General features: G+C 67.8%; 19 protein-coding genes and 1 tRNA gene. 3 read left to right on the top strand and 17 right to left on the bottom strand.

Annotation, left to right across the window (positions count from 1 at the left end):
• Positions 1–207: 207 nt before the first annotated feature.
• The 7 genes from ACQR03_RS17445 to rpmH form a co-directional block, all read right to left on the bottom strand.
• Complete coding sequence (locus tag ACQR03_RS17445) at positions 208–1,272, bottom strand: DUF1036 domain-containing protein (RefSeq protein ID WP_434841780.1); 1,065 nt, start codon at positions 1,270–1,272, stop codon at positions 208–210.
• Between the two features lie 110 nt (positions 1,273–1,382).
• A complete protein-coding gene (gene argB, locus ACQR03_RS17440) occupies positions 1,383–2,279 on the bottom strand; it encodes an acetylglutamate kinase (RefSeq protein ID WP_012047096.1) in 897 nt (298 codons plus the stop codon).
• Between the two features lie 75 nt (positions 2,280–2,354).
• The gene (locus ACQR03_RS17435) at positions 2,355–2,726 is read right to left on the bottom strand and encodes a DUF423 domain-containing protein (protein ID WP_434841779.1); all 372 of its coding nucleotides are present in this window, start codon (positions 2,724–2,726) and stop codon (positions 2,355–2,357) included.
• Entirely contained in the window at positions 2,723–3,382 is a 660-nt protein-coding gene (gene yihA / locus ACQR03_RS17430; protein WP_316192257.1) for a ribosome biogenesis GTP-binding protein YihA/YsxC, read from the bottom strand. Before yihA ends, ACQR03_RS17435 begins: the two co-directional genes overlap by 4 nt.
• A 145-nt stretch (positions 3,383–3,527) precedes the next feature.
• Entirely contained in the window at positions 3,528–5,393 is a 1,866-nt protein-coding gene (yidC, locus tag ACQR03_RS17425) for a membrane protein insertase YidC (RefSeq protein ID WP_315715362.1), read from the bottom strand.
• A 22-nt stretch (positions 5,394–5,415) separates the two neighbouring features.
• Positions 5,416–5,826, bottom strand: a complete 411-nt coding sequence (rnpA, locus tag ACQR03_RS17420) for a ribonuclease P protein component (protein WP_315715363.1) — start codon at positions 5,824–5,826, stop codon at positions 5,416–5,418.
• A 31-nt stretch (positions 5,827–5,857) separates the two neighbouring features.
• Positions 5,858–5,992, bottom strand: coding sequence for a 50S ribosomal protein L34 (gene rpmH, locus ACQR03_RS17415; RefSeq protein ID WP_006609582.1), 135 nt, complete (start codon positions 5,990–5,992; stop codon positions 5,858–5,860).
• A gap of 513 nt (positions 5,993–6,505) precedes the next feature.
• On the opposite strand from rpmH, the gene ACQR03_RS17410 reads away from it, so the two are divergent.
• The 3 genes from ACQR03_RS17410 (at position 6,506) to hisC (ending at position 9,490) form a co-directional block, all read left to right on the top strand.
• Entirely contained in the window at positions 6,506–7,981 is a 1,476-nt protein-coding gene (locus ACQR03_RS17410; RefSeq protein WP_434841778.1) for a sensor histidine kinase, read from the top strand.
• 271 nt (positions 7,982–8,252) lie between these two features.
• Positions 8,253–8,329 (top strand) — tRNA-Arg (locus ACQR03_RS17405).
• 93 nt (positions 8,330–8,422) lie between these two features.
• Positions 8,423–9,490 carry a histidinol-phosphate transaminase gene (hisC, locus tag ACQR03_RS17400; RefSeq protein ID WP_434841777.1) on the top strand — a complete coding sequence of 356 codons (1,068 nt, stop codon included), beginning with the start codon at positions 8,423–8,425 and terminating at the stop codon, positions 9,488–9,490.
• A gap of 87 nt (positions 9,491–9,577) precedes the next feature.
• On the opposite strand, the gene draG is transcribed toward hisC, so the two are convergent.
• The 10 genes from draG to ACQR03_RS17350 all read right to left on the bottom strand — a co-directional run bounded on the left by draG (position 9,578) and on the right by ACQR03_RS17350 (position 21,467).
• Complete coding sequence (gene draG, locus ACQR03_RS17395) at positions 9,578–10,468, bottom strand: ADP-ribosyl-[dinitrogen reductase] hydrolase (protein WP_316169593.1); 891 nt, start codon at positions 10,466–10,468, stop codon at positions 9,578–9,580.
• Positions 10,469–10,480: 12 nt separating this feature from the next.
• A complete protein-coding gene (locus tag ACQR03_RS17390; protein ID WP_316172746.1) occupies positions 10,481–11,305 on the bottom strand; it encodes an NAD(+)--dinitrogen-reductase ADP-D-ribosyltransferase in 825 nt (274 codons plus the stop codon).
• A gap of 64 nt (positions 11,306–11,369) precedes the next feature.
• Positions 11,370–12,203, bottom strand: a complete 834-nt coding sequence (locus ACQR03_RS17385) for a TIGR04222 domain-containing membrane protein (RefSeq protein WP_434841776.1) — start codon at positions 12,201–12,203, stop codon at positions 11,370–11,372.
• 2 nt (positions 12,204–12,205) lie between these two features.
• On the bottom strand, positions 12,206–12,760 hold the full coding sequence (locus tag ACQR03_RS17380; protein WP_315752198.1) for a glycine-rich domain-containing protein: 555 nt from the start codon (positions 12,758–12,760) through the stop codon (positions 12,206–12,208).
• 93 nt (positions 12,761–12,853) lie between these two features.
• Complete coding sequence (locus ACQR03_RS17375; protein ID WP_434841775.1) at positions 12,854–13,936, bottom strand: M48 family metalloprotease; 1,083 nt, start codon at positions 13,934–13,936, stop codon at positions 12,854–12,856.
• The gene (locus ACQR03_RS17370; RefSeq protein WP_315752196.1) at positions 13,937–15,127 is read right to left on the bottom strand and encodes a vWA domain-containing protein; all 1,191 of its coding nucleotides are present in this window, start codon (positions 15,125–15,127) and stop codon (positions 13,937–13,939) included. It abuts the gene before it with no gap.
• Positions 15,124–17,505 carry a DUF5682 family protein gene (locus ACQR03_RS17365; protein ID WP_434841774.1) on the bottom strand — a complete coding sequence of 794 codons (2,382 nt, stop codon included), beginning with the start codon at positions 17,503–17,505 and terminating at the stop codon, positions 15,124–15,126. Before ACQR03_RS17365 ends, ACQR03_RS17370 begins: the two co-directional genes overlap by 4 nt.
• A 1-nt stretch (position 17,506) precedes the next feature.
• Complete coding sequence (locus ACQR03_RS17360) at positions 17,507–18,610, bottom strand: ATP-binding protein (protein WP_315825874.1); 1,104 nt, start codon at positions 18,608–18,610, stop codon at positions 17,507–17,509.
• A 29-nt stretch (positions 18,611–18,639) separates the two neighbouring features.
• A complete protein-coding gene (locus tag ACQR03_RS17355; protein ID WP_315825875.1) occupies positions 18,640–20,034 on the bottom strand; it encodes a DUF5691 domain-containing protein in 1,395 nt (464 codons plus the stop codon).
• 2 nt (positions 20,035–20,036) lie between these two features.
• Entirely contained in the window at positions 20,037–21,467 is a 1,431-nt protein-coding gene (locus tag ACQR03_RS17350; protein ID WP_434841773.1) for an SWIM zinc finger family protein, read from the bottom strand.
• Positions 21,468–21,677: the final 210 nt, after the last annotated feature.

Below are 21,677 nucleotides of genomic sequence, written 5' to 3'. Positions count from 1 at the left end.
GCGTCTAGCGCCAAGGACCCAACGGCTTCCCGCCCACCATCATCATGGCAGACTTTCCAGACACAGGGACCCATACCGCGGAAGCTATCTTGCGGCATGATGGCTGATGCCGATGGCCCAAACCTCGGCCGGTGGTTATGGATCCCCGCGTTCGCCGGGATGACAGCTGTGGGTGTGGTGGCAACGTGGGCAACATCGATATGCCCATCACGGCAGCGCAAACCGCAGCGTCTTGCCGCCGCGGGTGATGTCGACGGCGGTGAATCCTGTGGCGGTGAAGCCGCGGCTCGGGCAGTCGCCCTGCTCTGATGTTTCGAACTTGTTCTCGCGGGTGCAGAGCTGCACCAGTCCGCCCCAGTTCAGCGGCTTGTTCTTCAGCTTGATGGTGCGGTTCTCATCGTCGACCGCCTCGGCGAAGCTGTAGACTTTCTTCGGCTGTCCGGTGATGTCGGGATGCAGGCATTTGCCGGCATCGATCCGGTACCAGCCGCGGCTGATCACGGTGCGGCCGTCGTCCGTCGCCACCGCCGCCATCACCTTGTGCGGCGTGTCGTTGCACCAGGTCAGCCCGGACGGCGCCGGCGTCTGCACCGCCTCCACCATGGTCGCGAAGAAATTCGGCTGCGACACAACGTCGGATGACAGCCCGCGGCTTTTCAGGAACGCCGCGAGCGCGGCTTGCGTCTTCGGCCCGTCGACGCCGTCGATCGGCGAGGCGTCATAGCCGGCGATGCCGAGCAGCCGCTGGATGCCGGCGAGCCGCGCCTGCTCGTCGTCATATTCGGCGCTCTCGGCGAGATAGGCGATCAGGGTGCCGTCGTCGGCCTTGCTCGGCGTCACCTGCGTGAACGCCGCCGGCGTCTGACCGGTGCGGCACTGGCGGGCGGCGGCGATGACGAAATTGTCCGCCGCCACGCACAGCTGGTCGTTGCCGTTCTCGGCGAGCGGCGACGCGCCGTAGAGGCTGAGCGCGCGTGCATGCAGGAGAATGCGGTCGGCGGTCATCGTCCCCTGCAGCACCACGCGGCAGGTCGCCGGATCGAGCCGGAACCAGCCGCGGGTCGCGGTTGCCGCCTTCTCGTCGATGCCGATTGCGGCCTCGACGACGTAGCTCATTCGGTTGCAGAGCTTGAGGTCGGCGCGGGCGGGGGTGAGGGAGGCGAACAAGGCCAGAAGGATCACAGTGAGGCTGAGCGGAGCGCGAGTCCGGAAGGGTTTGATACGCCCCGCTCTCTCCCCATCGTCATGCCCGGGCTTGACCCGGGCATCCATGTTTCTCGCTCCGAACTCGCCGAACAACGTGGATGGCCGGGCTGTCTGCATTGCGAAGACGCGCTCCGCGCTTTCGCCCGGCCATGACGGAGAGAGTTGGCGGGAAGTGCTCACTTGTGGATCAGCGTGCCCGTGCCCTGGTTGGTGAACAGCTCGAGCAGCACGGCATGCTGCACCTTGCCGTCCAGGATGACGACGCCCTGCACGCCCTGCTCGAGTGCGTAGATGCAGGTCTCGACCTTCGGGATCATGCCGCCGGAGATGGTGCCGTCGGCGATCAGCTTGCGTGCGTCCTTCACCGACAATTCCGGAATCAGCTTCTTCGACTTGTCGAGCACGCCGGGCACGTCGGTGAGCAGCAGGAGGCGCTTGGCCTTCAGCGCACCGGCCACGGCGCCGGCGAACGTATCGGCGTTCACGTTGAAGGTCTGGCCTTCCTTCGAAGTCGCCAGCGGTGCGAGGATCGGGATCAGCTCGTAGCCGATCAGCTGATTCAGGAGCGTCAGATCGACCTTGTCCGGCTCGCCGACGAAGCCGAGATCGACCACCTTCTCGATGTGACTGTCGGGATCGACCATGGTGCGGGTCGCCTTGACCGCGCGCACCATGTTGCCGTCCTTGCCGCACAGCCCGACGGCCTTGCCGCCAGCCTCGTTGATGTAGCCGACCAGCTGCTTGTTGATCGAGCCGGCCAGCACCATCTCGACGATCTCGATCGTCGCCGCGTCCGTGATGCGCAGGCCGGCGGCGAATTCGGAGACGATGCCGAGGCGCTTGAGCATGGTCGCGATCTGCGGGCCGCCGCCATGCACCACCACCGGATTGATCGCGGTCTGCTCCAGCAGCACGATGTCGCGCGCGAACGCTTTTGCGGTGTCCTCGTCGCCCATGGCGTGGCCGCCATATTTGATGACGATGGTTTCGTCGTCGTACTCCTGCATGTGCGGGAGCGCTTCGGACAGGATGCGGGCCTGATCGAGCGGGCTGATGGTGGTCGCGTCGGTCATGTCTGGGAGGTCTCGGCTGTCGGGGGCGTCGCGCCGCGTTCTAGCCGATTGCCGCCCGCGGCGCAAAGCGCCGGATCACACCCGCCGCGGCCACAGCGCGCAGACCGCGAGTGCGAGCCAGCTCGCGATCTGCAAGCTACCGCCGATCGGCGCCGCGAACGGAAACAGCCGGTCGCCGGTGAACTGCCGCATCAGGAGGTCGCCGGCGAACAGGGCCGGGCCGAGCACGAAGCCGATCGCCGTGACCAGGCCGATGAGCCGATGAACCACGCCGCGCTCTGCCAGCGCGATGGTGCCGAGCAGGGCGCAGGCGTGGAACAGCAGCATGGTGGAGGCGGTCGCGAGCCGCGATGCGTCGGGCTCGTGCGCGGCCTTGGCCGCCAGCGCGACGCCGGCCGCGCCCATCAGCCCGGCCATTGCGACCAGGATTCGCCACGGCGTCATCATGTGCTGCGCTCTTCCAGCAGCCGCACCATGGCGGCACGCAGCTCCGGCATGCCGGTGCCGGATCGTGACGACGTCGCCAGCACTTGAGGAAACGCCGCCGGATGCTTGGCGAGCGCGGCCTCGGTCTCGGCGATCCGGCTTGCGAGCTCAGCCGGCTTGATCTGGTCGGCCTTGGTCAGGACGAGCTGATAGCTGACGGCGGACCGGTCCAGCGTCTTGAGGATCTCCTGATCGACTTCCTTCAGCCCATGACGGGCATCGATCAGCACATAGACGCGGGCGAGAGAGGCGCGGCCGAGCAGGAATTTGTGGATCAGCTCGGTCCAGGACGCGACCTTGGTCTTCGCCGCGGCGGCATATCCATAGCCGGGCATGTCGACCAGCCGAAGCGGCGCATGCTCGGGCCCCTCGAAGAAGATCAGCTCCTGGGTGCGGCCCGGCGTATGCGAGGTGCGCGCCAGCGCGTTCTGGCCGGTCAGCGCGTTGATCAGGCTGGACTTGCCGACATTGGAGCGGCCGGCGAAGGCGACCTCGATCGCCCCCATCGGCGGCAGGCTTTCGATCGAGGGAGATGCATGGGTGAAGCGCCACGATTGGGCGAACAGCTTGCGGCCTTTTTCGATCAGGCGCTCGTCGGTGTCGTGGCTGGTGGTCATGACAAGGCCTCGCTCTTCGTCATGCCCGGGCTTGACCCGGGCATCCACGCCCATTGCGCGGGATATCAAAACGTGGATGGCCGGGACAAGCCCGGCCATGACGGTAGATGGTTGGTTGCTTCAGCGGCTCACGCCGCCTTACTCGTCACGCCGCTTTTTTTTTGAACGTGCCGCGGATGTTGTCGAACAACTCCACCTTCACGCCATTGCGGCGCATGATGAAGCCCTGCTGCAGCACCGACAGCGTGTTGTTCCAGGCCCAGTAGATCACGAGGCCGGCCGGGAAGCCCGCGAGCATGAAGGTGAAGATCAGCGGCATCCAGTTGAAGATCATCGCCTGGGTCGGATCGGGCGGCGTCGGGTTCAGCTTCATCTGGAACCACATCGTGATGCCCATGATGATCGGCCAGATGCCGAGCGCCAGGTAGTGACCGAACAGCGGCAGCTGCGTCGGATCGAACGGGATCAGGCCGAACAGCGTGAACAGATTGGTCGGATCCGGAGCCGAGAGATCCTTGATCCAGCTGATGAACGGCGCGTGCCGCATCTCGATCGTGACGAAGAGAACCTTGTAGAGCGAGAAGAACACCGGGATCTGCAGCACGACCGGGAGACAGCCGGCGACCGGGTTGATCTTCTCCTTCTTGTAGATCTCCATCATCTCCTGCTGCTGCTTCATCCGGTCGTCCGGATAGCGCTCTTTCAGCGCCTGGAGCTGCGGCTGGATCGCCTTCATCTTGGCCATCGAGGCATAGGACTTGTTGGCGAGCGGGAAGAACAGGGCCTTCACCAGCACCGTCACCAGCAGGATCGAGACGCCGAAATTGCCGAAGAAGCGGAAGAAGAAGTCGAGCGCCAGGAACATCGGCTTGGTCAGGAAGTAGAACCAGCCCCAGTCGATCAAGAGATCGAAATGGTTCAGCGCGAGCTTCTGATTGTAGCCGCCGAGGCCGCCGATCGGGAAGTTGATGCCGACCACGCCGGCCTCCTTGGCGCCGGCGAACAGCCGGGTGGAGACCGACGCCGAGCCGCCGGCCGGCACTGTCTGCGGGGTCTCGACATAGTCGGTCTGGTAGCGATGCTGGTTGTCGACCAGCTTCGACGAATAGTTCGCCTGCAGCCGCGCATCGGTCATCGGCAGCAGCGCCGCCGCCCAGTATTTGTCGGTGATGCCGAGCCAGCCATTGGTGACGTCGAACTTCGCCGCCTTCTCGTCGTCCATCTTCTTGTAGGTGAATTCCTGCAGGCCCTTCTCGCCGAGATAGCCGATCAGGCCTTCGTGCAGGATGTAATAGCCCGACACGTGCGGCGTGCCGTGGCGGGAGATCAGGCCGTAGGGATACAGCGTCACCGGTGCGTTGCCGGCGTTGGTGACGTCGTCCTTGATGGTGAAGAGATAGTGATCGTCGACGCTGATGGTGCGCTGGAAAGTCAGGCCGTCGCCGTTGGTGGTGGTCAGCTTCACCGGGGTCGACGGCGTCAGCGCATTCGAGCCGTCCTGCTGCCAGACGGTGTTCTGGTCGGGCACCTGCACCTTGGCGCCGGCGGCGTTCACCCAGCCGAACTCGGCGTAATAGGGCTCGGCGGTGTTGGACGGGGAGAACAGCACGATCGCCGGCGATTTCGGATCGACCGTCTCGCGGTACTGCACGAAGGCCAGGTCGTCGATGCGTGCGCCCTTGAGTGAGATGCTGCCGGTCAGCCGCGGTGTGTCGATCTTGACGCGCGGCGTGGCGGCGATGGCGGTGTCGCGCGGCATCACGCCGGTGCTGGTCACGGCGCCGCCCGGCGCGCTCGGGCTGCCGGTCGCGGCCGCGCCCGGCTGCGGGGTGGCCGACGGCGCGGCGCTGTCAGGCTGCGTTGCCGGCGCCTGCTTCTTGGCGAGCTCGGCCTGCATCTGGGCCTGCGCGCGCTGCTTCTCCATCTGCGGTCCGTTGTAGAAGACCTGCCAAAGGATCAGCACGAGGCCGGACAGAATGACGGCGAGGATGGTGTTGCGATTGTCGGTCATCGTTTTCTTATCGTCTCGTCGTTCAATCCGGTTTGCGGGAATGCGCGTCCGGTGCGGGAGCGTTTGGCTTGTCCGCATCCGACGGCTTGCGCGGCTGCGGCTTGGCCTGCGGCCGGTCGAGGCGGCGGAGCGTCGCCTGGAGATCGGCGAGCATGGTCTGGAAGTCGCGTGACAGGGCATCCCGCCGGCCGACCAGCACGTAGTCAGTGTGCGGCCGCATCGACAGGGGATCGAGCCGTTTCACAAGCTCGCGCAGCCGCCGACGGATGCGATTACGCTCCGTGGCGGTGCCATTCTTCTTGGTGACGGTAAAGCCGATCCGGACCGGGCCCCGGTCCGGCCGTTCCCGGCGCTGGACGACGAAGGCAGGGCTGTTCGCCCGCACGCCATCGGCAACGGCGAGGAAGTCCGCCCGCTGCCGTAGCCGATCCATGATGGAAATCTCCGGGACAGACGCCCTGGCTTCAGGCGCTGAGACGCTTGCGGCCCCGGGCGCGACGCGCGGCAAGGACCTTGCGGCCGCCGGTGGTGGCGAGACGGGCGCGGAAGCCGTGACGGCGCTTGCGCACCAGTTTGCTGGGTTGATAAGTCCGCTTCACGGGTCGTTCTCCGCTGACGGGCAATTTGCCAGTTGACAACTTGCCTGCTTGAAATGTCGATTGATGTCCGGTGATGTTTACGGGCCCGAAATGGACCGCTGCCGGCCCTGAAATCGAGCCGCTCCCGGGCGAGCCGGGTCATCGCGGACGGTTGGCGCGGCTTATAAGGGAGCGTCCTGCCTTCGTCAATCGCGGCAAGACGTCATAGGCGGTGCAGGGATCGACGACGCCGAGATCTCGTCAAGACCTTCGTCACCAGCCGTGGGTCAGCGTCGCGAACGACACGAGGCAGGACGAGAACGCAAGACCCTGCGCACAAGACCCTGCGCACACGACGAAGGCAAGAATGGCTTCGGCGCGGCGGGGTTGAAGACGTCAGAGGTCGTGCAGTTTCGGGTTCCATTATGAACGATTTGGAAACCGGAACATGAGCGATCCGTAATTTGACCGGACTCCGGTGCAGTCCCATCTTGCGGTCCCGTAAGGGTGGGGTGTCTCTTACAAGGGCGATACGTGACCGAGAGCGACAACCAGCCAATCCTGGAGCGCCTGCGACCGAAACGGTCGCGGCGGCTCGGCTTGTCTGGAAAGCTGCTGCTGTTGACCATTCCGCTGGTGATGATCGCGGAGGTGCTGATCTACGTGCCGGCGATCGCCAATTTCTGGACCAACCGGCTCAACGACCGCCTGGCGGCCGCCAATACCGCTGCCCTGGTGCTCGACGCCGCACCGTCCGGCATGGTGCCGGATTCGCTGGCGCGGCAGATCCTCACCTCCATCAACGCGCGCGGCGTCGCCATCAAGATGGGCCAGCAGCGCCGTCTGCTCGCGAGCGCCGAGCTGCCCGCCTCGATCGACCACGACTTCGACATGCGCGACATGACGGCGTGGTCGTCGATCGTGAACTCGCTGACGATGATGACGGAGACCGGCGACCACACCATGCGGGTGATCGGACCGGCGCCCGGCCGAGCCCAGTTCATCGAGGTCGTCACCGACGAGAAGCCGCTGCGCAAGGCGATGTACCGGTTCTCGCGCAACCTGCTCGGCGTGTCGCTGCTGCTGGCGGTGCTGACCGCGGCGCTGGTCTATCTTGCCCTGCATTTCCTGTTTGTGCGGCCGATGCGGCGTCTCACCGCGAGCCTCGTCGGCTTCCACGAAAATCCGGAGAGCGTGGCGCGAATCATCGTGCCGAGCCAGCGTTCCGACGAGATCGGCGTCGCCGAGCGCGAGCTCGCCGACATGCAGCGCGACCTCGTCTCGATGCTGCATCAGAAGAGCCGGCTCGCCGCGCTCGGCCTCGCCGTGTCCAAGATCAACCACGATCTGCGCAACCTCTTGGCCTCGTCGCAGCTGCTGTCGGACCAGCTCGCCAGCGTGCCGGATCCGCGGGTGCAGCGCTTCGCGCCGAAGCTGATGCGCTCGCTGGAGCGCGCCATCGCGTTCTGCCAGTCGACGCTGTCCTACGGCAAGGTACAGGAGCCGGCGCCGGACCGCCGCATGGTGGTGGTCGAGCCCGTCGTCGCCGAGGTGCGAGAGACCGCCGGCCTGTCGCCGGATGCATCGATCACCTGGATCGCGGCGATCGAGCGCGGGCTGAAGATCGATGCCGACCCCGACCAGCTGTTCCGCGTGCTGCTCAACCTGGTGCGCAATGCCGCCCAGGCCCTGGACAGCCTCGCGGCGGACGCCGGCGTGCGCCAGATCCGCATCACCGGCCGCCGCGAGGGCGGGGTGGCGATCCTGGAGGTCTCGGACACGGGTCCCGGTGTCCCGGCGAAGGTGCGGGAGCACCTGTTCGAGGCCTTCCGCGGTGCCGGTCGTCCGGGCGGCTCGGGGCTGGGCCTTGCGATTGCGGCCGAATTGGTCCGGGCCCATGATGGCGACATCCAACTGGTCGAAGGGACCCTGGGGGCGACCTTCCGAATCACGATCCCTGACCGTCCCGTCGAGCTGCAGACCTTCTGGACCGAGCGCGCCAGCGCCTGAACCCGATCGGCCTCACCTGCCATTCCGGCGGGTGATGCCGCAGGCGTCGAGCCCGGAACTCCTGGCGTGTCGGAACGAAGCCCATCCGCTCCGGCCATGCCGAACCGCGCCGGCGCGTCTGCGGAAAAATGGTCGCAAAATGTCCCGCTCCAGCCTTGCCAAGCGGTCTCCGAGCCGTTAGTCAGGGGCCCTTCGCGAGGCCTGCCGGCGTTTGCCGCTCCGGCCTTCCGGGATCCGGCCCCTGGCCCGGAGCCTGCCAAATGCGAAAAACGCGCCCGTAGCTCAGCTGGATAGAGCATCAGACTACGAATCTGAGGGTCGGACGTTCGAATCGTTCCGGGCGCGCCATTTGCCGATGATCCACACCACGTTCAGTTCGCACGTCCATCGCTTCCGATCGATGCGTCGATCGGCGGATCTCGGGTGCGCAGGAGAACAATCGTGAGTCGCTTCTGGTCCGAGCTCGTTCATGGGCTGTCGCCCTATGTGCCCGGCGAGCAGCCGCAGATCCCGGGCCTGGTCAAGCTCAACACCAATGAGAGTCCGTTCGGGCCCTCGCCGAAGGCGATCGGGGCCATAAGGGCCGCCGCGGCCGACACCTTGCGCCTCTATCCCGATCCCCAGGCAACGCGGCTGCGCGAGGCCCTCGCGGCCTATCACAAGGTCTCACCCGAGCAGGTGTTCGTCGGCAACGGTTCCGACGAGGTGCTGGCGCATGCCTTCGCGGCGCTCCTGAAGCAGCCGGCGCCGCTTCTGTTCCCTGACGTGACCTACAGCTTCTATCCGGTCTACTGCCGGCTGCTCGGAATCGACTCCGCGACCGTTCCGCTCGATGCCGAGATGCGCGTGCGTATCGACGATTATGTCGGCCGTCCCGGCCCGGTGATCATCGCCAATCCGAACGCACCGACCGGAATTGCGCTGTCGCGTGCCGAGATCGCACGGCTGGTTGCTGCCCGCAGCGACGCGGCCGTCGTCATCGACGAGGCCTATGTCGATTTCGGCGCCGAGACCGCGATCCCCTTGATCTCCGAGCATCCCAACCTGCTGGTGGTGCAGACGATGTCGAAATCGCGCGCGCTCGCAGGACTCCGCGTCGGCTACGCGATCGGCGACGCCGCGCTGATCGAAGGCCTGACGCGGGTCAAGGACAGCTTCAACTCCTACCCGCTCGGCCGCCCCGCCCAGGCCGGCGCGATCGCCTCGATCGAGGACGACGCCCATTTCCAGCAGGCGCGCTCGGTCATCATGAAGAACCGTGCGGACCTCACCGCGGCGCTGGTTCGTCTCGGCTTCGAGGTGCTGCCGTCCAGCGCCAACTTCGTCTTTGCCCGGCATCCGGGCCATTCCGGCCAGGCGCTGTCCGCAGCCTTGCGCCAGCGCGCCGTGCTCGTCCGCCATTTCACCGCCCCGCGGATCGCGGACTATCTGCGTATCACCATCGGCTCGGAGACGGAGCTCGCGCGGCTGACGGACGCGCTGCGCGAGGTGTTGGCGCAGAATGGTTGAGGGCCGTGGCTGAGACGACGATCGGTCGGAGCCGATCCGCCACAGCCGGCACACTCTGCGACGTCTGGATGCCATTGCTCCAAGACATCAGGCCCGAATCGCGCGCGCAATCGCCAAGAGCCGCGGCACCTGCACCTCAATGTCCGCCGCCACGTCGCGGTCGAGCCTGTCGCGCCAGCGCGCAGGAATCGCCGCCAGCCCATGGGTGGCGCCGGCCAGCATGCCCGCGAGCGCACCCGTCGTGTCGGCATCGCCGCCCTGGTTGACGGTCTGCACGAGGCATTCGGCGAACGAGTTGGCGGCAAGATAGTGGTGCAGCACGGTCTGCATGGTGTCGACGACGAAGGCCGAGCTCCGCCCCGGATAGGGGACGAAGCTGAAGGCGCGGTGCTTGCCGATCAGAGCATCGGCCTCGCGGCGGACGGCGTCCTGGCCCTCACCCAGCAGCAAGGCGTGAGTCATGCGCACCAGCGCGATGCAGGCGTCGTCCGACAGCGGATGATGGTGCGTGGCGCGTGCCTGCGCCAGCGTCCAGGTCTCGGCGTTGTCCGGTGCCTCGAGCGTCGCGAGCGCCACCGGCAGCACGCGCATCGCCGCGCCATTGCCGGCGTCGCCTTCGGCGTAGACGCCTTCGACCGTGCCGTGCATGACGTAGCGGCGGATGCCGCGGCGGCAGGTGTTGCCGACATCGGCCGGCCCGGTCCGGAGCCAGGCGGCAAACTCCTCGCAGACGTCGCGCGCGTCGAAGCCGCGCTTGCGGATCAGCGAGCGTCCCAGCGCCAGCGACATCTCGGTGTCGTCGGTGACCTCCCCCGGCCTGAGCTTGAGCCAGCCGCCGCCGATGATGTCGCGATGCACGCCGTATTGCGCGACGATCTCGCCTCGGGTCATGAACTCGACGGTGGCGCCGAGCGCGTCGCCGATGGCAAAGCCGAGATAGGCCGCGAGCGCGCGTTCCTCGACGTCGGGTGCGGTCATGCTGCGATCCGCTCACACATAGTCGACGCTCACGCGGTAGTCGCCGCCGATCACGAGGTATTCGCCTTCGCCCTTCAGCGCATGTGACGACAGCAGGCCGTTGAAGAACACGATCTTGCTGACGGGAATCCGCGCGGTGAGGATCATGTCGCCGAAGCAGCCCGCAGTGTCGCGGTCGGAGGAGAACGAGACGAGGTTGTTGAGCCGGACCACCGCCTCGCGCCGCGTTGTTCGCGCCACGATCCAATGCTCGTCGAACGAATTGACGCCGCGATGCAGCGTCAGATGCGTCTCGCCTGGAAAGGCGAAGCGGCGGATCGCCCATTGGCAGAATTCGAACAGCAGATCGAGCTGCACCCAGATCGCATTGTTGTGGAAGCGGCTCGACATCTTCTCCTGGACATAGGTCGTCCAGGCCCGGCTTGCCACGCGTTCGATGATCTCCTTGTGGTAGGACGGACCGAGGCCGAACCGGCTCTCGACCCAGCCCTTGAGCACGGCGCCTTCCGGGCCGTTGCTGTCGAAGCCCCAGCCCTGGATCAGCCGCAGGAAGGACGAGCGGAAACGCCGCTGGCCGCCGGACGTCGCGGCGCGTTGCTCGGGATCGAGGCCGAACATCGCCATCATGTAGGCCGAGAAGGCCTGGCCGGCCTCGTTGAGATGCTCCGCCTGCGCGAGCATCGTGAACAGGCTGGGGTTCATCTCGGTGACGCCCCAGATGTGCAGCGGCGCCGCGCTGTCGTTGAAGGCGCAGCTCGCCAGCCATTCCGAGGGACGTCCCACGAGATTGGTCGAATGGCCGATGCCGCGCCGTGCTTCGTCGTTCATGACGCGCATGATGCCGCGTCGGATGCGAACAGGAAAGTCTACGGCGGTGACACCGGCGAGGAGCGATTGATTGTCAGCTGCAGCCGCCGCAGCCGCCGCCACCACCGCCTCCACCACCACCTCCGCAACCGCCACCGCCGCAACCACCGCCACTGCTGCTCAGCGCCTTGGATGTTGCCAGCACCGAAGCGTAGGCGGTGCCGGACAGCACCGCCGCGCCGGTCAGTGCGACGGCCAGTAGCAATTCATGCTCGCGCGGGGCGCGGGCTGCGCGCGCATGCGTCGCCTGATAGCTCCGCAGCACCTCGTTGCCGGCGTATGTGCGGGAGGGCGCCTTTGCGATCATCGCCGCGCCCAGCGCCGTAAGACCGAGTAGTAGTATTAGAAAGCCTACGTCGTGTTGCCGCGAAGCGCCGACGAGGACCTTGATCAGTCCGAACAGGATGAGCGCGCCGACGAATGGCAACACGGTCTTGCGGAATGCCACCATCTGGCTGTCGGTCGGTGCATAGCCGAGAGCCTCCAGCCGCGCCTGAATGCGCGCCGCAAGCGGCGCAAGCGCCTGCTGGAATTCCTGCCGTGTCATCTCCGGGCGGAGTGCAAGCCGCGGCGGACGGTCCATCAGCGCCGCCAGCGACATCTGATCAGTCACTGTTATCTTGTGATCGCGGGCGGTGAAGGTTGCTGCGCCGTTCGCAGCGAAGCCGAGCAGCACGGTATCGCCGAAACGTGGCGCGCCGCCGGCGAGATAGGCCAGCTCGAGCTCGTTCAAAGGCGGCTGGGGCTTGGCCGCGGCCGGGCCGATCGTGCCGCGTAGGGCGAAGGCCTTGAGGAAAATGATGGCGCCGAGAACGATGTAGACGAGTAGGAATGGGCCGGCCGTCCAGTCGAACGGATTGAGCGCCATATTCATCTCCTGAACAGCCGCCGCAGCCATGCGCGGGGCCGGGGCAGAATGAGCCAATGGGTGAGGTCGGTGACGTGATAGCGCGGTCCGGCGAAGCGGATGTGTGTCGCAGGCCACAGATCGGGGCTGGGCGGACCGAAGAAGCGTTCATGCAGTGCCAGCGTCTCGGCATATTGCCGGCGGTAGGTCATCTGCGCCTGCGGTCCGCCGGGCGTCGGATCATGATGCAGCGGGGCCTGGAGCCGTTCGCCGCACCAGATCACCCAATAGTCGCGCGAATAGATCAGATGCTGGTGCCAGACCTCGTCAACCACCTCGCTGGGCGTCACCGGCGTCGGCGAAACCATCGCGAGAAAGCAGAAGCGGCGATAGGCCTCGATCGCGGCCCGGGCCTCATCGAGGCTCCAGCCATGGTCGCGCGCCAACCGCTGGGTGAAGTTGAACGGCGTATCCGGCTCGAAATCATGCGCGGCAATGCGCTGCCATAAGTCCTGTCGCGCAGGTGCCCAGTCCGGCTCGTCGGCCTGGACATCGACCTTGACCTGCGCGCGTCGCACCGAAGGCTCCCGGAGATCGTGCACGGCAGCACCTTAGCATAGATGCGCGCCGAGTTCCACGGGGGCAGGCGTCGCCGGCAGGTATGCTGAATATCAGCCTCCAAGACGGACCCTGGTCTGTGCCAATTTGCGCCACTCGGCGTCGAGTTGGGCCGAAAGGTCGCGCGCCGCATCCGGTGAGAGCAGTCGCGCGATGGCCGGGGCCTCGATCGGATCGACCGCGGGGAGCGTGGCACAGCCCAGATTGGCAAGGCTCGCACGGAGCGGCGGGTGGGTCGAGTTCGGGTCCTCCATGGACTCCTCCTCGATCGTCTTGGCCGCAGCAGCGGTGAGCGCATCATGGTCGCGGATGTCGACGAGATGGGTCGACATGCGCTGCAGCGGCGTCGCCGGCAGGCTGATGGCGCCGAGCATGTCGGTCTCCAAGGGAGAGAACACCAGCTCGCGCAGTCGTGCCACGCCACCGGCGATCAGCACGAGCGATCGCGCCATCTCGGATGGTCCCATAAGCGCGGCCGCGCGCCGGTCGGCGGCCAGCTCATTCTGACGTGAGAGTGCGAGATACTCCCTGTTGACCCATCCAAGCACGGCACGCAGCAGCCGTGCTGCAATCCGGCCGGTGATGGTGCGATCGGGGTTCGCATAATGCAGAACGTTCTCGCAGGCGCGCAGAAAGTCGAACAGATTGCCGGCCCCGGTGATGTGACGCAGCTCGGCATGGGCAACCTCGTGGGCGATGGTGGCGCGGATTGCCCGCTCGTCGAGGATCATCAGCAGCGGCAGTCCGACGGTCATCGTGACGTGCTGGCGGAAGATGCCGGCATAGCCGCGCGCTTCGCTGATCGACGCATTGAACTCGGCGTCGAACCGCAGCGTGCGCGTCGGCTTGGCGAAGGCTGGATCGAGCTCCTGCCAGATCCGCCAGAGCGCGGGCGCCATTGCTTCGTCCAGGACGTTGCTCCGCTCGCGCCGGGCCGGCACGAAAAGAATTCCGAGCGCCAGCGCGACGGCGGCCGCGACCACGCAGAACATGATGGGGGCGGTGATGAGCGCAACTCTCGTGTAGTCGTCCAGCGCGATCAGCCAGATGAACAGCAATCCGGCGGCCAGCGCGACGACCGGCAGAACAGCGTAGCGCCCGAGCAGCAGGATGCATGACAGAACGAGACGCTTCATTTACACGCCCGGTACGCCGTCCTCGGGCCGCACCAGCTTGATGTCCTGTGCTGCGGCCCACGACCAGATGTCCTGGCGCTTCAGCGCGGTTGCCATCAACTCCGGAAACTGATGCGGCGTGCAGGCGAACACCGGACAGCCGAGCGCGGCCAGGATCGCGGCGTGCTTGGCGTCGTAGGCCGGGCGGCCGTCGTCGTTGAGCGCGAGCAGCACGATCAGGTTGACGCCCGACGAGACCAGCGCCTTGGCGCGGGCCAGCATCTGCTCGGCGATGCCGCCCTCGATGAGGTCGCTGATCAGCACCATGTGCGTGCGCGCCGGCTCGCGCACCAGGCGCTCGCAGTAGGCCAGCGCCTGGTTGATGTCGGTGCCGCCGCCGAGCTGCACCGAGAACAGCACCTCGACCGGATCGGCCAGCTCCTCGGTGAGGTCGATGATGTTGGTGTCGAACACCACGAGCTTCATCGCGATCGCCGGGATCGAGGCCAGCACCGCGGCGAAGATCGAGGAGTAGACGACGGAGGTGCCCATCGAGCCCGACTGGTCGACGCACAGGATCACCTCCTCAAGATTGGTCCGGCGCGCGGCGCGCGCGTGCCCGATCAATGTCTCCGGTACGATGGTGCGATGCTCGGCCTGCCAGTGGCGCAGGTTCTTGCCGATCGTGCGCGGCCAGTCGATGTCGCCGGCGCGCGGTCGGCGGGTGCGGCGGCGGCGGTCGACCGCACCGCGGATCGTCTCGGTGGTGCGGGCATCGAGCTTTTCCATCAGCTCCTTGACGACCTTGGCGACGACTTGGCGCGCCGTCGACTTGGTCTTCTCCGGCATCACCGAGCGCAGCGCCATGAGGTCGGCGACGAGATGCACGTCGGCTTCGAGGGCTGCGAGAAACTCAGGCTGCAGCAGCATCTCCTTCAGGCCGAGCCGCTCGAACGCGTCCTTCTGGATCACCTGCACGACCGGTGCCGGAAAGAACTCCCTGATGTCGCCGAGCCAGCTCGCGACGCGCGGCGCCGAGCCGCCGAGACCGCCGCGTCGGCCGCCGCCGCGCTTGCCGCCGGAGCCGGCGTCATAGAGTCCGGCCAGTGCCGCATCGAGGCGCCGATCGCGATCGGACAGGCCGGCCTGGTCGTCGCCGCCAAGCACGAGGCGCCAGCGGCGGTTGCGCTCGGCATCAGCGTCGTCGCTCATCGATTGGCCTCCTTGATCGGCCGGTCGGCGCCGAGGATGGTCAGCAGCAAGGGCAGGGCCGCGTCGAAGCCGGCGGCGGTGGCCGGCAGCGGCGCGGGCGGCAGCAGCGGGCTGGCGTCGGAGGTGGAGCCGACGGCCAGCGGCCGCTGCCTGGCCAGTTCGTCCAGCAGGCGCCGCCGCTCGTTGCGGTCGAAGCTCGCGAAGGCACGGCGCATCACCGGCAGCAGGTTGTTGAACGCCTCGTCGTCGATCGCAGCCAGCCAGCCGTCGATGATCCGGCGCAGCATCTGGTCGTGCAGCAGCACCTGGCCGCTCTGGCCGAGAAACCCGTCGAGCCAGTCGCCGGCCTCCAGCGTCGGCACGCTGTGGGACAGCGCGCGCGACAGTGCCAGCGCGGTCTGCTCCGGTGACACGATGCCCTGATCGTACAGCACGCGGTTCGCCAGGCCCTTCAACAGCGGATGCGCCGCCGCATCGGCGGCGACGTGCAGCAGCGCGCGGCTCCAGCCGTCGCGCAGGCCGCGATCCTCGATCAGTCCGATCGCGACGTCGAGCCGCGCCAGCCTGCCGCGGAGATCGGCGGCGACGTCGGCCTGCAGGCTGCGGCAGGCATAGACGAGGCCGGCACAGATCGCCTCGACGAGGCTGGTCACCAGCAGGCGCAGCGCCTCGGTCGGCAGCGCCCGTGCGGTGCCGTAGCGCAGGATTTCGGCGAGCGGCGGCACGGCCTCGGTGAGATCGGCAACATCGCTTGTCGCGGCCGAGCGCTGCTGCAGCAGCGCGATCGTCGTCTCGGCCGCCTCGCTCAGACCCGCTTCGAGACAGCCGCGCACGATGGCCGCGACGGTGTTCAACGAGGTCGCCGCCTGTGCGTGGGTGACGGCGGCATTGCCCGCAGCCTGCGCGACGGTGGTGCCGTGCACCAGCGCCTCGACGAGACGCACTGAGAATTCCGGCTCCCAGCGCAGGCGCCAGTTCTCGCGAAAGGTGCCGCGGCTCTGTCCCGATCCCTGCAACCGTCCCCACGGCACCTGGATCAGGCCCAGCCGGTGCAGGAGCTGCGACTTGGCAAGCCCGGCCTCGCTGCGCAGGTCGAGCGCGATGTCGGTGTCGAGCGCCTCGGGCTTCAGCTTCAGCTTGCGCTGCCAGCGCGCGAGATCGGCGGCGAGCGGCATCTGCGGCACGCTGTCGTCGATCTCGCCGACACGTTGCCCGATGATGAGCTGCTGCTCGATCAGGCGGAACGGCGCCGTCTCGCCCTCGCAGAGCGTTGCAAGGCTCGCCTCGCGCATCTCGGCCAATCCCGGCAAAGCGACGTCGCGCAACGCGGCCAGCGTGATCGCGAGCCGGGACGCCTCGATGACAGATGCCGTCGATGCCGGCCGCCCGTGCCGCCGCAGCAGCTCCGCAACACGGGCCTGCCAGCGGGTCGTGAAGCCGGTGGCGTCGAGCGCGGCGGCCTGGCCGTGCTGCAGTCCCTGCCACAGATGCGCGTACCAGCCCGGCGAAATTACGCCGGCGCCATAGCCGGACGCGGCCGCGAGGCGCGTCTCCGTCCACGGCACCCAGGTGGCGGTGACCTTGACCTGCGGCAGCCCCTTCAGCAGCGCGCGATCATCCTTCAGCGCCACTTTCCGCCGCAGTGCCGGCACGTGCCAGGCGCCGCAGATGACGGCAACGGCCCCGTCCTGCTCGCCGAGCGCCGCCGCGATTTCCAAGCGCATATGCGCTTCGCGGCGCAGCTCGCGCCGGGCTTCATCGGCAGGCTGGTAGCGCAGCGGATCGATCTTCTCGCGCAACGCCGCGATCGCGGCTTCCAGCGCGGCAAAAATCTCCGGACCATGCGCCCCCTGTTCGACGATCGCATTCCACCAGGACTCGCTGTCGTCATAGCCGGCAAGGGTGGCGAGATAGGCCAGCGGATCGCGCCGGATCTGCGCCAGCTCAGGATCGACCGTGTCCGGCTCATCTGGCGCAGGCGCATCGGCGTCCTCCGGCGCGGCCTCGCTTTCATTGCCCTCCGGCTGCTTCGGCTTGGCCCGTTCGGCGAGGCGGTAGGACGCCGGCAGGTCGATGAAGCGGACCGGCCGTCCCCTCGCCAGCGCCCAGCGGATCGCCTGCCATTCGGGCGAGAACAGCGCGAACGGAAAGAAGCTCGCATTGGCGGCATCGTCCTGGGCGTGGACCAGCAGCGCGATCGGCGGCGCCATCGCGGGCGAGGCGGCGAACGCGATCAGCTCATCGGCATCCGGCGGCCCTTCGATCAGCACCACGGCCGGATCGGCCGCGTCCAGCGCTGATAGCACGGCGCGCGCCGATCCCGGCCCGTGATGCCGGATGCCGAGCAGATGCAGGCGATCGTGCTGCGGCGCGGCCATGTCAGATCACGTCGCGGATCGCGCCGTACAGATCGGCCCACGGCTTGCGCTCGCGCACCACCGTTTCGAGATATTCCTGCAGCACGACCTTGTCCTGCACCGGATCCTTGACGATGGCGCCGACGAGGTTCGCCGCCATGCTCTGCGCATCGATCACGCCGGAGCCGAAATGGCCGGCTTCCGCCCAGGCGCCGATGGTCACCGCGATGGCCTCCGCCGTCGACAGCGAGCCCGACGGCGACTTCAGCTTGAGCCGGCCGTCGAGCGTCTGGCCGTCGCGCAGCTCGCGGAACACCGTGACGATGCGCATGATCTCCTGGTCGGCCGGCGCGATCTTCGGCAGCTCGAGGCCGCCGCCGATTTCGCCGACGCGCTTGGTGACGATCCTCACCTCCTCATCGAGGTCGGCCGGCAGCGGCAGCACCACGACGTTGAAGCGCCGCTTCAGCGCCGAGGACAATTCGTTGACGCCCTTGTCGCGCGCATTCGCCGTCGCGATCATGTTGAAGCCGCGCCGGGCGTGAACGGCGTCGTTGATCTCCGCGATCGGCATCAGCTTCTCCGACAGCACCGTGATCAGCGTGTCCTGCACGTCCGACGGCATGCGGGTCAGCTCCTCGAAGCGTACGATCCGCCCCGCTTCCATCGCGCGCATCAAGGGCGTCGCCACCATGGCCTCGCGCGAGGGGCCCTTGGCTAGTAGCAGCGCGTAGTTCCAGCCGTAGCGGATCTGGTTCTCGTCGGTGCCGGCCGTGCATTGCACGATCAGCTCGGACGAGCCGGAGATCGCGGCGGCGAGATGTTCGGAGACCCACGACTTCGCCGTGCCGGGCACGCCGAGGATCAACAGCGCGCGGTCGGTCGCGAGCGTCGCCACCGCGGTCTCGATCAGCCGGCGGTTGCCGATATATTTCGGCGTGATCTCGACGCCCGATTTGGTGCGGCCGCCCATCAGATAGGTCACGACCGCCTGTGGCGACAGCCGCCATTGCGCCGGCCGCGCCCGCGTGTCCTCCTGCGCCAACGCCTCGAGCTCGTGGGCATGCAATGCTTCTGCGGAGCGGCGCAGCTGGCCGTCGCTTGGGCTCGCATCAGCGTTTGTCATGGGCGTGCTCCGGACTGTTTGATGGTGCGTTACGTCGGCAACGCGAGAACGAGGTCGGTGAAATCCTTGGCCGCGCGCGCGGTCGCGGGGGACAGCGGGGTGAGCGTGGCGACGAAGGCGGGCATCGTCGCGCGCGGCATCAGCGCAGCCATGAGCACCAGCCGGCCGTCGTCCTTCTGCGCCGCCGGCGTCGTCGCGTCGGCGAGGTCCTGAATCGCCTTCTGCCAGGCCGGCGATGCGAGCACGCGTTCGGCGACCTGCGGCGCGAGCGGCTGGCGGGCCTTCGCCGCCAAGGACATCAGCGCATATCCGTGCAGTGCGTCACCGCCGCAGAGGCGCGCGCCGATGATGCGCAGCACGGTGTCGTCATCGCCCTCGGCCGCGGCGGCATCCATCAGCAGCGTGAGCACGCGGTGCTCGGACGGCGGCAGTGAAGCGATCAGCGCCTCGGGCGGCGCGCTTACCGCCGTGGCGAGCGCGGTGAGCCGCAGCCCGCCGAACAGCCGCTCGCGCAACGCCTCGGCCTCCTGCCATTTCAGGCCGTCGGCCGGCAGCTTGAAGGTCACTGTCGACGCCGCGCCGAGGCCGATCTTGGCCAGCAACGAGCCCGCGCGCTGGAAGCACCGCGCGGCCTCGGTCAGCCGGGCGCCGTGCTCGGTGCGTTCGGCGATCCGGGTCAGGAGCTGTGCGGCGATCTGCTTGACGCTGTCGGCGCGATCGGCGCTCAGGCTCTCCAGAAACGGCCGGTCATCGGAGCCGAGGCCGACCATCAGTGCATCGAGCAGCGCAGCGCGGACCGGCGCGGGCTCGCTCTTCCAGACCGATTCGATCAGCGCGCGGCCGTCGGCGGGATTGTTGCGGCGCTGCTCCGCCACGAAGGCGCGGCGCTGCGTCTTCGGGAAGGTGGTCCAGTTCTCCATGGTGATGCGTTCGAAGAACAGGCCCTTGGTGGCATCGTCATCGGCGTCGGAGGCGATCAGCGCCAGATAAGCGCGCTCGGCGAGGCCCTGGTCCTCGGCATTGGCTTTGATGTGCGGCACGAAATCCGGCAGATCGAACGGATGCAGCCGGCAGCCGGCGGCCTGGATACGGCGCAGCGCGAGCGGCAAGGCGCTCGACGCCAGCGACTTCTCGACGCTGCGCGCCAATGCCTTGAGCGCGCGCCGCGCCGCCTCGGGCAGGATGGGCCGCGCGTCCTGGTGCAGCCGCAGGGCGGCGTCCGGGACGGGATCGGCGACAGGCGCCGCGGCGCCGGCGAAGCGCTGCCATTGCGCGGCCAGCGCAAGGAGTGGCAGCGCAGGCTCGCGTCCGTGTGGCAACAGTTCGGCCAGCGCCGGCGGCGTCGTCAAGGGCTGCCGCGCCAGGCCAAGCAGGAAGGATTGGCGCAGGCGGGCATGGCTCTGGGGATCGATCGCGCTCGCCATCGTCAGCCCTCGTGATGCCAGCGGCCGAGCGCCGTTTCGGCGGCCAGCACCTGCGCAATGCGGCCGTCCCACAGACACAGCAGCGACAGGTCCTCGAGGCCGAGCAGCGGCGTCAGTTGGTCGAACTGGCCGCGCTCCACCGCGATCGCAGCTCCGGCCTTGTCGGCGATGACGAGCGCACCCTTTCCCGCGGTGTGAAGCGTGACGCCCGCGAGCAGCAGCGGCCAGCGATCGAGCCACGGCAGCGCGGCGAGCCGCGCCGTGTAGTCCTGCAGCGCTGGGGCAAGCCCCGGCGATGGCCGCGGCCAGGTCGCGGTCGCCGCCGTCTTGCGGCTCGCCAGCAGCCCGCGCAACGGCGCGGCCGACGGATAGAACACGACCTCGCCGTCGATGATCTCCCCCGGCGCGAACGGAAATCCGGCGCCGCCGCCGGACACCGGCACGAAATCGATCAGCACCGCGGCGCGCGGCTGGCCGGGGTCATCGCCCGTGTTGACGAGCCACGTCTCCAGCCTGCGCAGCTTGTCCGGCTGCACTTCGGACAGGTTGGCGGCAACGATCCACACGCTGCTCGCGCGCGGGGCCGTGGCGTCCGCCAGCAGCTCCTCGCGGCGCAGCGACCAGCCGACCGCGCGTCGGACATCCTCGCGCAGCGGTGCCGGCAGCCGGTCCTGATGCCGGTAGGCTGAGGCGATCAGGGACATGATGCCGAGCTGCTCGATGGCGAGATCGGCGCGGCGATCCTCTCCGACGCGATACAGTTCGGATGAGAGCTGGTCGAGCCGCGCAGCGAGGCCGCCGGCCTTGGCGTCGACCAGTCGCGTCGACAGCGTGCCCGCGGCGGACGCGCCGCGGGCGGCGAAATCGGCAAGCCCCTGGGTGAGCTGATCCGCGATCCAGCGCTCCAGCTCGTCGAGTCCGGCGAGGATCGCCGCCTCGCGCTCGGCCCTGATCCGCTCGCGCTGCGCCTCGGCGCGCGCGGCAGCCTTTGGGTCGGCGGGAGCAATCGTCGCGGCCTCTGCCAGGGCAGCATCGAGCGACGGTGGCGCGCCCGCATCGTCGCCCTCCGGCTTGGGCTTGCCCGGCGCGCGGCCGCTCGAGCCGCGCCGCCGCGCGCTCCAATCCTCGACCCATTGCGGCGGGTTGGTGGTCTCGAACCGCTCGGGCTTGTCGACCCGCTGCCACAGCACCGCCAGCACGTGCTTGCAGGGAAACTTGCGGCTCGGGCAGGTGCATTTGTAGCCGCTGCCGTCGGCCGCGGCGACCACGCGATACGGCGTCGCGCCGGAGCCCTGGCATTCGCCCCACAGCACCTCGGCATCGCTGCTCGCGGCCAGCATTGGCCAGTTGGCAGGCTTCACGAGCTTCAGCGCTGCGGCGAGTGAGGCCTGATCAGGCGCGAGCCCTTCGATTCGTTCGCGTGTCAGAGACACCCACTCTCCCAACCGGCTGATCGCGCGATGCCGCACTCCCTAGCAGATGGCGGCGGAGCCGCACAACAATTCCAGCGCGATGCCTGCTGATTTCGCTTCGCGTCGCGCGGGAAAGAAACTGAGCGATCTGCGCAACGCTCGTCGCGTCGCGCGCACGCCGGCGGAACTGCGGAGTTTCCTGGGCGGGCATGAGGCGGGTGCGATATCTCC

The sequence above is a fragment of the Bradyrhizobium sp. HKCCYLS3070 genome (genome assembly GCF_051167575.1).
Taxonomy (GTDB): Bacteria; Pseudomonadota; Alphaproteobacteria; order Rhizobiales; family Xanthobacteraceae; genus Bradyrhizobium.
Note: the sequence above shows the minus strand (reverse complement) of the source record. Positions and strands in the feature narration are given on the sequence as shown.